This is a genomic window from Frankia sp. CcWB2, assembly GCF_977927585.1.
Genome location: NZ_CDWRCM010000288.1, coordinates 3,032 through 3,440 on the forward strand (window position 1 = coordinate 3,032; position 409 = coordinate 3,440).

Here is a 409-nt window from a genome sequence, read left to right on the forward strand (position 1 = left end):
GGCGGCCGTCGCCCTCCGGCCGGAGGGCGACGGCCGCCGCACCGAGGTCGTTTCCCGGGGCTGGCCGGTGATCCGGGGGCTGGCCGGTGGTCCCGGGGCCGGTCTCAGCGGGCCGCGCGGATGGATTCCCGCAGGGAGGACAGGGTCGCCGCGAGGGCGGTCGGTTCGTAGCCGCAGTGTGCCATGCAGTTCGCGCAGCGCGGGTCGCGGCCTCGTCCGTAGGCCTCCCAGTCGGTGGTGTCAAGGAGTTCCTGGTAGGTCCTGGCGTAGCCGTCGCCCATCAGATAGCACGGCTTCTGCCAGCCGTACAGGGAGTAGGACGGAATTCCCCAGGCCGTGCACGGGAAGTCGATCTTTCCTTCGAGGAAGTCCAGAAACAGGGGGGAGTGGTTGATCCGCCAGTTCTTGC

1 protein-coding gene is annotated in these 409 nt (G+C 69.7%); it reads right to left on the minus strand.

The window, feature by feature from the left end:
- Positions 1-104: 104 nt before the first annotated feature.
- On the minus strand, positions 105-409 hold a 305-nt coding region (locus ACY45C_RS20555; RefSeq protein WP_462189193.1), incomplete at its 5' end, for a DUF3463 domain-containing protein.